Origin of the sequence: Yersinia sp. 2541 StPb PI (genome assembly GCF_052217145.1) — a bacterium.
Taxonomy (GTDB): Bacteria; Pseudomonadota; Gammaproteobacteria; order Enterobacterales; family Enterobacteriaceae; genus Yersinia; species Yersinia enterocolitica_E.
In genome coordinates, this window is sequence record NZ_JAZGQB010000001.1 from 4,451,687 (window position 1) to 4,464,317 (window position 12,631).

Here is a 12,631-nt window from a genome sequence, read left to right on the forward strand (position 1 = left end):
ATGGTGTAACCAGAACCATTACCATAGAAATATATTATTCAAAGGGAGAAGGCATATCGCAATAGTAGTTAACAGTGGAATGGAATCCTATGACAAACAATCTAATAATTAATAAGGCCACTTTACTTTTTTTATTACTTGCTACAATTATTTCAGCACAGGCAGAAGAGATAACGATCGAACAATTAATACCTGTTGGTTTTTCCGCTGTGGAAGAAAATAATACACTACAATTACTGGGTATATTAGAGGGCAAAACATTACCCAGTCCATTTTTTTTCTCGGAAAAAAAACAGCAGTTAAGTTTTGATCAACAACAATATCGCAACAACCATATTGATGAACAATCAATTATTCTATTAGAAAATATTTTACCCCAAATACCTTATTTGCAATGCCAGAATGGCTGCGATTATATCTTATCTAATCATCGCGTCACCGTAGATAAGGTCAATAATGTAGTAACGGTAACCAATAACAGCAACCGTTATTTAATGCCTGTCACCACTTGGGGATTGGTCCATAATCAATCCTTTGACCTGCGTATGACTGCAGAAAATTACCGCGCTATTTCAGGCCGAGGGCAAGGATATATTGGTCTACCCTTGCAATCTTTTGGCTTCGCTAATTGGTTTTATAACACTAGCCGTTCAAAAAACAGTTATCACGCCACACACCAGCCCCAATATCAACAGCAAACTCAAATAGGTATCGATAGTTGGTATTTGCAAAAGAACTTCCAAGCACACTACCTACGGGCAGGTAAACAAAATAATCTGGATAACAGTGCTGGCAGCATTCATACCCTGATTAACCCTGCTTTAGACCAATTCGTGACGCTGGGTAGCCAAAGTTACTTAACTATTAATAAGCCCTCCGCGGGCAGCTTAGTGCTATATGCCACCAGCGATGGCGATTTCGAAATCTATCGCGATAACCAACTTATCCGCCGAATCCCTGCCCAACTGGGCCGTAATGAAATTGATTACAACCAACTTCCCGGCGGCTATTACAACGTTGAGGTCCGGTTAGTCGACCGTACAGGGAAAGTCGTCAGCCAGGAAAGCCAAACCATCAGTAATATTAACACTCAAACCAATAATGGCTGGTTCCTGACTATGGGTAAAGGAATGGCGCGTAGCCATAGCTCTCCCCACCTGATGCAGTTTGGCCGCAGTATGAACCTGCAAAGCGTGCAAGCTAATATCACGCTACTCAAAGATAGCGCCAGCCACTGGGCAGCAGAAGGGAATATTTCGCGCCCCTTTATTTTTTCTGATCTCGACCTTACCCCTACTCTGGGCGTGATGTCTGGCGAAAAACGTGATGGCGGATATCTGCGCATAACCGGTGGAAGCACCGTACTAGGATATGCCTCTGTATCCCGTTATCAAACACCAGGTGTGTCTATATACGCACCAAATGCGGGTAGCACATCAGCTTCTTATAGTCGCCAATTGGGGCCAATCCAACTGAGCTATCAATTCAATCAATTTAGCACCAGCCAGCAGCACCGTATCCAAAGCCGCTGGGACTGGCGACGGCCGCAATATAACCTTGCGCTGTCCCTTGGTGTACAAAAAGGCGGGCAATGGAACAACCAGAATAATTACGGTGTATTTCTTAATACCACACTCTCCTTTCTCAAAAGCAGCGCCAGCATCAACAGTGCCTATGATCAGCAGCAGTTGGTTACCAGTGCCAGTTATCAAAAAGAATTTAACGATAACTATGGCAACAGCACCTTGGGTATTGATGGCAGTGCCAGTGGGAAAACATCCAGCATCGGCAGCTTTGCTCATCGCAGTGGCAGCCGTGGTGATGTATCGGCACGAATGGGAGTTGATAACAAGATAGCCAATGGCAGCATCAGTTATAGCGGCATGCTGGCTATCAGCCCGCAAGGCATGGCATTAGGCCGCAGCAGCTACAGCGGAACCGCATTACTGATAGAGACACCGGACTTAGCTGGCACGCCATATAGCTTCAATGCGGAAGGCCATCCGATAACCGGCGCGGGTACTTACGCTATACCGATTCCACGGTATCAGGACCGTTTCTTTGTGCAAACACATATCGAACGCAATGACCTGGATATGAATATTCAGTTACCCGTCAATATTGCTCGCGCCCATCCTGGGCAAGTTTTTTCCAGTAAGGCCGATATCACATTGAACCTGCTTTACAGCGGTTTTCTCAAGGATGAGCACGGGCAACCTGTTAGCGGGGTTATTCAGGAAACTGGAGATACCGTCCACCCCAATGGACTATTTTCTATTCACTCTCGTGCCAAGCTGAGAAATATTCAGGTTCAAAACCACTTAGCCCGTTACCGCTGCAATATGAGCCAGCAACGCGATCATATTTATCTTTGTCACTTAGATTAATACCAACAGGAATTGTTATGAAATATGCCTATTTACTCTCCACTATCGCCTTCTTGTTGGTACCGATTACCGCCACTTATGCGCAGTTAGTGGCTATCCCTACCCGTACCACAGTGGAATCACTGGACCAACACCGGACAATCCAAGTCTATAACAGCGGTGATAAGCCACTGTATCTGGATATCACACTACAACGAGTAGACAACCCCGGGGTGCATCCTGAACAGAAAACACTGATAAGTGATATCTCGCAGCCTGAAATGATTTTTAACCCCAACCGGATTACTTTAGGACCGAAACAGAAGCGTAATATTAGACTATTGCCCTTAAAATCTCCGACGCAGGAAACGCTGTATCGGCTGTATATCAACCCGGTAGTCGATATCAAAGCTGTCGGTCAGCATGAGGACAAAAGCAAAATCCATGCTCCCATGACCATCAGTATTGGTTATGGTGTGTTGATTCATCATGTACCCCCTTTAACTGCACAGACTCGTCACTGGCAGCATCAATGCTTGCCGGGCGGTCATCTCATGCTTACCTCCAGCGGCACGGTTCATAGCAAATTTGAGCAACTGAACTCCGGCGACAAGACAGATAGCCTGAATCTATATCCCGGAACCCCCATCACCCTGTCAACCAAACGACTCAGCGGTAAGGTAGATAATGAAACGTTTACTGTTCATTGCGGCTAGCCTCCTGCCGCCCTCGGTTTTCAGTGCCATAGATATTCAGCCACATGTGCTGGAAATAGAGCAGGAAAGTACAGTGGTGACAGTAACTAATTACGGTTTAGACCCTGAGTACGTGACAGTTCAACTGTACCAGCTTAATAACCCAGGTGAGTCGCCAGAACAAGAATCACTAACCTCGGTAGGCGAACAGCAACATCCCGCACTGTTTGCATTCCCAGCAAAACTGACTCTGGGACCAAAGCAGAGTGGGAGAATATTTCTTAAAGCACTTAGCACGCCGGATAAAGAGCAGGTATATCGACTCGCAGTAGTACCGGTTAATAACTTGCAAGTTACCGGTGGCCATACTGCCGTGTTGGGGGTGCAGTTAAGTTATATGGGATTGGTCAGGCATCTGGCGGCATCACCGCAACCCCAGTGGGCACACCACTGTCTTGACGGGGGGATGGTGTTGGAGAATACCGGTAACACCCGCCTACAGTGGCGTCAGTTGAAAACCCAGGAACAGGATATAGAGGACTTTAATCTCTATCCCGACCAACATCGGCAGCTGGCGGTCAGTGATGTACGAGGAATGATCGAGGATAAGCCCTTCAACTTGCGATGTATCGCAGGGTAAAGATAAGGAACATTATGAATATCATAAAAATCATCGCCCTATCCCTATTACTCCCCTCACAGGCAAGGGCAGATTCAATTCCTCTGGGGAATATCGATGTCAGGTTAGAAGTGACAGCACACCCCAGGATCGAGGTTGAAAAGCCACAAGGGGGTTGGTATAGCAGTATAAAACTGGAAAGTAGCCCCGAAAATCACTTGCTGTATCAAAAGGAACTCCCAGTAGTCGTCAAGCTACGCAGGCAAGAAGGATTTCGAATTTCGGTGAAAAATCCACTGATACTGACTCGTCACTCTACTGTATTGACGGGAGCAGATCAGGCATTCTCCCCCGCGCAAGTGCGCTGGGGCACGGATCGCGCCAACCTGCGCGTGTTATCGGCTATCCCTGAGACATTCAACATAACCCAGGGTAGAACCCGCCAAACCAGTACCGACTATATATTACATATTTCAGCATTAGCGCCCAGTGGGCCAAATTCCGCAGGGAAATATCATGGGCAGCTAACATTAATATTTGAAACGAATAGCTGAAATAAATAACTGATAGTCATGGAGAGATAATCAAGTGAATGTTAAATACAGACTATTCCTTATGGGGCTATTATTGCTAATAATTCAGCCTATAGCTATGGCAAACCTCTATTTTTATCCCTACACCCAACAATACTCTAATTGCAAAATCAAACTAAACGCTGATGACAGCGTGGAGGTTTATTTTCGGGCGATGCTGAAAGATTTATATTCCTCATCAGGAACAATGGTAAATGGAAAGCATATATTAGCCTGGGGAGAATTACTAAATATCCCAACTGATGAGATGAGAAATATCGGGTTACCTAACCGGCGTGCGCTCCTGTCACTTTATTTCTATAAAGCTGATGGTTCACGAGATTTCAGTATTCAATTTAATGATATCACTAATCTTTCGCTCAATGGCGAAGCGCCCTCAGATTCGAATGATAATACTCAGGAAATACTGTTCAACCGTGATCTCAAATCATCACCCTTTGACAAGAAGTATTACTATGTTTCATTCAAGGTTGCCGCACATGTCCTCAAGGATATCAGAATCGGTGCAACTGTAGGAGGTGCGATCCATTACAAAGGGCAATATCACTCATTAATGTCATCTACTGGCGTTTCCTTTGGTCAGAATGGCAAACAATGCACACTCTTTAATCCTCAGGCAGACGTGGCACCAGAAGCCCTTAAAATTGATCCTAAATTCCGTATGGACGCAAAAACATGGCAATTGAAGTCTTTCGATTTAGATGAATTACTTGAGAAAATTGAGCGCGGCGCTAAAGGGAAAAGCGTACACGCGCCATTGATTAATCCAGTAGGTAACCGTTTTTGTATCCGCTATCGCGCCACCGGGATTCAACGGACGCGTTATATGATTAGCGCCACCAACCGAAATGGATTAGCAGCAAACACTGTACATTTTCAGTTAAAGGAAGCTGAGAGTGATAAGACCATCGGTTATACCGTGGAATTTCAAAGCCAAGCAGGTAATACGAAAAACTTTTTACTGCCAAAAGAGAAAAAGTTTATTCAGTTGAGAAATGATAATAACGGTGAAATGTGCTGGTCACCACGCATACGGCTTTATAATACCAAGACAACCGATAAAGGAAGTTATAGCGATACACTCAATTTCACTATTACACCACAGGCATGATGCCGAACAGCTAGAAGATAGCTTTATGATTAGCTAATAACTAAGGCCCGGAAACGGGCCTTCATAGATAATGAAAAACGACGATTTAACCGCCCAGATAAGCTGAACGCACGGCTTCATTAGCTAACAACGCAGCCCCCGTGTCCTCCAGAACAATACGACCATTCTCTAGTACATAGCCACGATCTGCTAACTTCAAAGCCTGATTCGCATTCTGCTCAACGAGGAAAATAGTCATCCCTTCTTCTCGTAATTGTTGAATAGTATCAAATATTTGCAGAATAATTATCGGTGCTAATCCTAATGAAGGTTCATCCAGTAACAGTAATTTTGGCTGGCTCATCAGGGCACGGCCTATCGCCAACATCTGTTGCTCGCCACCAGACATGGTTCCTGCTCGCTGAGCCCGACGTTCAAATAATCGCGGGAACAAGTCGTAAACCCGTTCAATACGTTGCTGATATTGCTGACGATCAGCGAAAAATCCCCCCATCGCCAGATTTTCTTCAACCGTCATCCGGGAAAATACCCGTCGGCCTTCAGGAACAATCGCAATCGCCTCACGCATAATGCGTGCGGTCTGCCAATCCGTAATATTCTGCTCACCAAAAACAATACTGCCCTCGGTCGCACGAGGCTCACCACACAATGTCCCCAACAGTGTGGTTTTACCCGCACCGTTAGCACCAATCAGTGTAACGATCTCACCTTGTTGAATATGCAGGCTAACCTGATGCAATGCCTGAATTTTGCCGTAATGGGCTGAAACGTTATTAAATGACAACATGTTATGTTTATGCCTCGCCCACTTTTTATTTACCCAAAAATACTTCTACTTAAAAATAAGTTATTCGCCCAAATAGGCCCGGATCACATCCGGGTTATTACGGATTTCGCTGGGTGTGCCTTGTGCTAACGGCGTTCCCTGATTGACCACATAAATGCGATCAGAAATTCCCATCACCAGTTTCATATCATGTTCGATTAACAATACCGAGACTTGGTGTTGGTCACGTAACTCCATAATCAACTGATTCAGTTCATCAGTCTCTTTGGGGTTCAATCCCGCAGCGGGCTCATCTAACATCAATAGCTCAGGGCGAGTCACCATGCAGCGGGCAATTTCCAGACGACGCTGCTGACCATAGGCCAAATTCCCCGCCTGTCGGTTTGCCAGCTCTAATAGGCCGACACGCTCCAACCAAGTGGCTGCACGCTCCAACGCGTCGGCCTCTGCTCGCCGAAAACCGGGGGTTTTCAGCAAACCGGCAAAAACCCCACTTTTAAGGTGCTGATGCTGAGCCACCAGCAGGTTCTCCACCACCGTCATTTCACGGAACAGACGCACATGCTGGAAAGTACGAATCACCCCCATTCGGGCAATCATCTGGCCGGGCAGCCCTTCAAGATGACGATCACGTAACTTAATCGTGCCGCCAGTCGGGCGGTAAAAACCGGTTAGGCAGTTAAAAATTGTGGTCTTACCTGCCCCATTAGGGCCAATCAGCGAGACAATCTCACCCTGATTGAGGGTCAGACCCACATTGTTCACCGCCAGTAACCCACCAAAACGCATGGACAGCCCTTCAACTGCTAACAAAGGTTGCGTATTCATACCTGCTCCCCTTTTTTAGCTTTTATCTCTGCGACTTTTAGCTTTAGCTGTGGCCGTTTCATTGGCAGCAACCCTTGTGGACGCCAAATCATCATCAGTACCATCAATGCACCTAACAGCAACATACTGTAAGCATTGAGGTCACGCATTAATTCCCGCGAAACCACCAGCAATACCGCCGCCAGGATGACCGCGAACTGCGACCCCATGCCACCTAACACCACAATCGCTAGCACGAAAGCCGATTCAACAAAGGTGAAGGATTCAGGACTAACGAAACCCTGTCGGGCGGCAAACAAAGTACCGGCAAAACCAGCAAACGCGGCACTGATAGTAAATGCAGTCAGTTTGATTTTGGTTGGGCTAAGGCCCAATGAGCGGCAGGCGATTTCATCTTCACGCAATGCTTCCCATGCTCGGCCCAGCGGCATACGCAGCAGTCGATTGATCACAAACAAGGTCAGGATCACTAATAACAACGCCACCATATACAAGAAAATGATACGGTCACTAGGATCATAAGTCAGGCCAAAGAAGTTGTGGAAAGTATCCCAACCGCCATCCTTCGCAGTGCGGCTGAACTCTAAACCAAATAGTGTTGGTTTTGGAATTTGGCTAATCCCATTCGGGCCACCGGTGATTTCCGTATTATTGAGCAGCAAAATACGTACAATTTCACCAAAACCCAAAGTGACAATCGCCAGGTAATCCCCCCGCAAACGTAATACTGGGAAGCCCAACAAGAAGCCAGACAGTGCTGCGACTATGCCAGCCAGCGGTAAACTCTCCCAAAAACCTAAACCGTAATAGTGATTCAACAGCGCATAGGTATAGGCACCAATGGCATAAAATCCACCGTAGCCTAGTACCAGCAGGCCAGATAGCCCCACGACAACGTTCAATCCCAACCCCAACATGACATAAATCAACGTCAGGGTCGCAATATCCACTGAACCTCTGGAGACCAGGAACGGCCAGGCGATTGCGGCGATAATAATTGCTGCGGCTAATAGTTTTTGACGGGGGCTGGTGCCATCAAAACTAGGCAATACCCATGCCGGACCAGAGACTTTTTTAATACCTTGCTGGATGTACGGGCGCACCAGTTGGAAGAAAAACACCACGATACAACCCGCGCCAATCCACAGCCAGCGGACTTCTGCCGCCCCTTGCACAATGAGTTTGGTGCCGTCTAACTGCAACTGCAAACCCATTACAAACGAGGCAAGGACGAAGAGCACAAAACTGGAAATAATGGCATTAACAAAGTTGAGTTGTTTCATACTTTTTCAACCTCTGGACGGCCTAAGATCCCAGTAGGCATAACAAGCAGCACCACAATCAGCAATGCGAATGAAACTGCATCTTTGTATTCAGTGCTTAGATAAGCAGAAGTTAATGCTTCAGCCACACCCAGAATCAAGCCACCGATCATCGCGCCAGGAATACTACCAATGCCACCCAATACGGCTGCGGTGAAGGCTTTCATACCGGCCATAAAACCAATATATGGGTTGATAACCCCATAGAACTGGCCAAGTAATACCCCTGCCACGGCGGCCATCAATGCCCCGATAACAAAGGTCAGCGAGATAACCCGGTCAGTATTAATACCCAGCAGGCTCGCCATTTTTAAGTCTTCAGCACAGGCACGGCAGGCACGCCCCATACGGGAATAGCGGATAAATAAGGTTAATGCCAGCATCGCCAAGAAAGTGACTACCCAGATGGTCAGTTGCATGGTGCTGATGGTCGCGGCAAACCCATTGGTTTCTGCCAAAGTCCATTGCCCAGTAACCAAACTCGGTAGTGCTAAATCCCGTGAGCCTTGCGTCAGGCTGACGTAGTTTTGCAGGAAGATTGACATCCCAATCGCCGAGATCAGTGCAATCAAACGCTTGGAGCTACGAACCGGCTTATAGGCCACCCGTTCAATACTCCAACCATAAGCACTGGCGATCACGATAGAGACGAGAAAAGCAGAGCCGATCAATAACCAGCTAGCGTCGATCCCCATCATCATCAATGCGGCGATCACGATAAACGAAACGTAGCTGCCGATCATATACACTTCGCCGTGAGCAAAGTTGATCATGCCGATAATGCCGTACACCATGGTATAACCAATGGCGATCAGCGCATACGTGCTGCCCAACGTAACACCGTTGAACATCTGTTGCAGAAAATAAAGAAACTGCTCTGACATACCCTAACCCTTTGATTCACTTGCCTGGCTGCCCTAGCCAACTGCGCCAAATCTACTGTGTGCAGAGAGGAAAATCCCCCCGAAACATGGGGGGATGCAGTTGGTAAAAGGGGCCGGGTTGCTGCGAGAGCAACCCTACAACTTAATGATTCTAATATTATTGTTATTTGACCGCAGTTGAAGAACCATCTGCGTGCCATTCAAAAATACCGAATTCAAACCCTTTCAAATCGCCTTTTTCATCCCAACTCAATGGCCCCATCACTGTTTCAACCGGCTTACCGGTTTTCAGATCTTTGACCAAATCAGCCGGCTCTTGGCTGCCGCTACGTTCCATTGCTGTGGTTAGCGATTGCAATGCAGCATAGGTTGTCCAAACAAACGGACCGGTTGGGTCAAGTTTCTTCGCTTTCAGCGCATCAACAATAGGCTGGTTAGTTGGCACCTGATCATAACGTTTCGGTAATGTCACCAGCATGCCTTCAGAAGCGTCACCAGCGATATTAGATAGTGAGGAGTTACCAACACCCTCTGGCCCCATAAAGCGAGCTGTCAGACCTGCTTGCTTCGCCTGACGCAGGATCTGCCCCATCTCTGGGTAGTAACCACCAAAGTAGACGAAATCGACATTCTCTTTCTTCAGACGAGCCACCAACGTAGAGAAATCTTTATCACCCGCGGTCACGCCTTCAAACAGCACCACTTCGGTACCTTGCTTTTTCAAGCTGTCACGTACAGAACGCGCCAAGCCTTCACCGTACTGCTGCTTATCGTGTACCACTGCAATACGTTTAGGCTTAATAGTCTCAATGATATATTTGGCAGCGGTTGGGCCTTGATCAGAATCCAAACCGGTGGTGCGCATGATCATTTTGTAACCACGCGTGGTCAGATCGGCATTGGTTGCAGCAGGAGTGATCATAATCACACCTTCATCTTCATAAATGTCTGAAGCAGGCTGAGTTGAAGAAGAGCACAGATGGCCGATAACATAACGAATACCGTCGTTAATGACTTTGTTGGCAACGGCGACAGCTTGTTTCGGGTCGCAGGCATCATCGTATTCCACGCCAACCAGTTTATCGCCTTTGATTCCACCTTTGGCATTGATATCAGCAATAGCCTGACGTGCGCCGGTAAATTCCATGTCACCATATTGGGCAACCGGGCCTGACATCGCGCCAACAATGGCGACTTTAATGTCTTTAGCCAGTACAGAGTGGCTCATCGCCATTGCTATACACCCAGCCAGCAACACTTTACCTTTTGTTAATTTCATCCGCGAATTCCCCATCTGTCATTGTGAACGTGCTTGTTGTGTCGGTCTTAACGTTTTATCGAATGTAACGTTTTATTCATAAGTAATAATGATTTAGTCTCAAAAGTAATAGATTTCTCTAATAAGACTTTATTTTTCATGTCATTAAACAGGAGTTTTATGCTGCAAATCAACTAGGACAAGCAGAAACAAGCGGTGTAAACAGCATAAAATTAGGATTAAATTGAATGGGTTTTACTCAAATGATAGTGGGTTGTGCTGGTTATGTGATCTTTTACTCCGGTAAAACTCGGAAAATGCAGTAGCGAAAAAACATTTTCCGCCGTGAACGTACAGAAAAACTTACACAACGCTCTGGTCTGTGATCTAGTACAATAAACCACAGCCCCATTACCCTTACTTTTTTGTGGTCTCTCGACGATGAAACTGACTATTGAACGATTAACAACCCTTACTCATCAGGATCTTATCGATTTAGCGAAGATCTGGCCTGAACAACAGCCAACGCTCTGGCAGCAGTGGATTAACGATGGTAAGCCGCTGTTTGGCGCGCGTTTTAACGAGCGTCTATTAGGTGCAGTCAAAATCACGGTGAATGGTCAGCAGGCTGAGTTTCAGGATTTGTATGTCAGAGAGGTGACTCGTCGCCGTGGCGTGGGATTATATTTGATCGAAGAAACGCAGCGTCAGTTACCGACAGTACAGCACTGGCAACTTAAGGATGAGCAGGTTATAGCCGAACAACATGAGGCGATGGATGGTTTTATGCACGCCTGTGGTTTTAGCCGTGGCACACAAGGCTGGCACAAATAGCCAGTATCAATAAAATAGCGATCTCAGCTCATTTGGTTTTGCTAGATAAAGCGGGTTTTGCTAAATAAATTTTGTTGATGAAGAGTGCCAAAAAAGCAAAAGGGCGACATTAATAAATAATATCGCCCTTCATGTTACGTCATATCCCGTTGTAACCTAACATCACAGTTGTGTTTAGCTGCAATGCTAATGGTTTTGGGTATATGTATTAGGCTTCAATCGCCATGCGTAATTTTTTCATCGCGTTTTTTTCAAGCTGACGCACACGTTCAGCAGATACACCGTACTGATCGGCCAGTTCCTGCAACGTTGACTTGTTGTCATCGTCCAACCAACGGGCGCGAATAATATGCTGGCTCCGCTCGTCCAATCCTTCCAACGCATAAGACAATTTATCTGCCGCATGGTTATCCCAGTTATCCTCTTCAATGCCATCAGCAAAATCAGAGGTTTTATCCTGTAAATACAGGACCGGCGCCATGGATTGACCATCACGTGCTTCGTCATCTGGAGATGGATCAAATGTCATATCCTGTGCGGACATGCGTGATTCCATCTCGCGAACATCTTTACTGGTCACACCCAGTTCTTTGGCAACCAGCTCGACTTCATCCTGATTAAACCAACCCAGACGCTGCTTGGTTTTACGCAGGTTGAAGAACAATTTACGCTGAGCTTTGGTGGTTGCGACTTTGACAATTCGCCAGTTACGCAGAACATATTCGTGAATTTCTGCTTTGATCCAATGTACCGCAAAGGACACCAGACGTACCCCGACTTCAGGGTTAAAACGGCGAACTGCTTTCATCAAGCCAATATTACCTTCCTGAATAAGGTCAGCCTGTGGCAAACCATACCCGGAATAGTTGCGGGCAACATGAGCGACAAAGCGCAGGTGAGACAGGATAAGCTGTTTAGCCGCTCCCAGATCGCCCTGGTAATGCAGCCGTTCAGCCAGCTCCCGTTCTTCCTCTGCGGTCAGCATCGGATAGGCGTTGGCGGCCCGAATATAGGCTTCCAGACTACCTTGGGGTACTAAGGCTAAAGTTTGCATTTCTTTGGTCATTCAAAACCCTCTCATTGCATGTTTAGTGCAGTTTTGTCTCAGCGCAGATATTTTAGCATCTGCTTAAACAGATTCAAGCGCTGGGCACATTATCATTTCACTGTGTTATTGGACTGGTTATTGCCGTAAAAGTTCATACTAGATCACACTTTTTGACTCTGGATCTTAGCAGATAACCGGTCAAGCGGATCAAGAAGTGTAGATGGAATTCACTACAGCAAATACCTCTTTCCCTGCTTTAGTTCAACACCGCAGGGAAAGAGTATAA

12 protein-coding genes are annotated in these 12,631 nt (G+C 46.4%); 6 read left to right on the top strand and 6 right to left on the bottom strand.

The features are described from left to right. Nucleotides 1–89 precede the first annotated feature (89 nt). From V1953_RS19980 to V1953_RS20000, 5 genes are read left to right on the top strand one after another with little or no spacing between them, the layout of a single operon-like run. A complete protein-coding gene (locus V1953_RS19980) occupies nt 90–2,387 on the top strand; it encodes a TcfC E-set like domain-containing protein (protein ID WP_442851238.1) in 2,298 nt (765 codons plus the stop codon). A gap of 17 nt (nt 2,388–2,404) precedes the next feature. After that, nucleotides 2,405–3,082 carry a fimbria/pilus periplasmic chaperone gene (locus tag V1953_RS19985; RefSeq protein ID WP_083161982.1) on the top strand — a complete coding sequence of 226 codons (678 nt, stop codon included), beginning with the start codon at nt 2,405–2,407 and terminating at the stop codon, nt 3,080–3,082. Next, the gene (locus V1953_RS19990; RefSeq protein WP_442851239.1) at nt 3,054–3,701 is read left to right on the top strand and encodes a hypothetical protein; all 648 of its coding nucleotides are present in this window, start codon (nt 3,054–3,056) and stop codon (nt 3,699–3,701) included. The genes V1953_RS19985 and V1953_RS19990 overlap by 29 nt, the downstream gene beginning before the upstream one ends. 14 nt (nt 3,702–3,715) lie before the next feature. Beyond that, nucleotides 3,716–4,234 (top strand): fimbrial protein, encoded by a 519-nt coding sequence (locus tag V1953_RS19995; RefSeq protein WP_083161978.1) that lies wholly within the window; start codon nt 3,716–3,718, stop codon nt 4,232–4,234. A gap of 34 nt (nt 4,235–4,268) precedes the next feature. Continuing rightward, nucleotides 4,269–5,384 carry a hypothetical protein gene (locus V1953_RS20000; RefSeq protein ID WP_442851240.1) on the top strand — a complete coding sequence of 372 codons (1,116 nt, stop codon included), beginning with the start codon at nt 4,269–4,271 and terminating at the stop codon, nt 5,382–5,384. Nucleotides 5,385–5,469: 85 nt separating this feature from the next. Here the strand turns inward: V1953_RS20000 and livF are convergent, their stop codons facing one another. The 5 genes from livF to V1953_RS20025 all read right to left on the bottom strand — a co-directional run bounded on the left by livF (nt 5,470) and on the right by V1953_RS20025 (nt 10,484). After that, nucleotides 5,470–6,171 (bottom strand): high-affinity branched-chain amino acid ABC transporter ATP-binding protein LivF, encoded by a 702-nt coding sequence (gene livF / locus V1953_RS20005; protein WP_083161973.1) that lies wholly within the window; start codon nt 6,169–6,171, stop codon nt 5,470–5,472. A gap of 60 nt (nt 6,172–6,231) precedes the next feature. After that, entirely contained in the window at nt 6,232–6,999 is a 768-nt protein-coding gene (livG, locus tag V1953_RS20010) for a high-affinity branched-chain amino acid ABC transporter ATP-binding protein LivG (RefSeq protein WP_083161971.1), read from the bottom strand. Continuing rightward, complete coding sequence (locus tag V1953_RS20015; RefSeq protein ID WP_083161969.1) at nt 6,996–8,282, bottom strand: high-affinity branched-chain amino acid ABC transporter permease LivM; 1,287 nt, start codon at nt 8,280–8,282, stop codon at nt 6,996–6,998. Before V1953_RS20015 ends, livG begins: the two co-directional genes overlap by 4 nt. Next, a complete protein-coding gene (gene livH / locus V1953_RS20020) occupies nt 8,279–9,205 on the bottom strand; it encodes a high-affinity branched-chain amino acid ABC transporter permease LivH (protein ID WP_083161967.1) in 927 nt (308 codons plus the stop codon). Before livH ends, V1953_RS20015 begins: the two co-directional genes overlap by 4 nt. 163 nt (nt 9,206–9,368) lie before the next feature. Next, a complete protein-coding gene (locus tag V1953_RS20025; RefSeq protein WP_083161965.1) occupies nt 9,369–10,484 on the bottom strand; it encodes a branched-chain amino acid ABC transporter substrate-binding protein in 1,116 nt (371 codons plus the stop codon). 420 nt (nt 10,485–10,904) lie between these two features. Here V1953_RS20025 and panM point away from each other — a divergent pair, with 420 nt between their 5' ends. Beyond that, nucleotides 10,905–11,297, top strand: coding sequence for an aspartate 1-decarboxylase autocleavage activator PanM (gene panM, locus V1953_RS20030; protein ID WP_083161963.1), 393 nt, complete (start codon nt 10,905–10,907; stop codon nt 11,295–11,297). Nucleotides 11,298–11,505: 208 nt separating this feature from the next. Here panM and rpoH read toward each other — a convergent pair whose 3' ends face one another. Next, a complete protein-coding gene (rpoH, locus tag V1953_RS20035; protein WP_004391342.1) occupies nt 11,506–12,363 on the bottom strand; it encodes an RNA polymerase sigma factor RpoH in 858 nt (285 codons plus the stop codon). Nucleotides 12,364–12,631 lie beyond the last annotated feature (268 nt).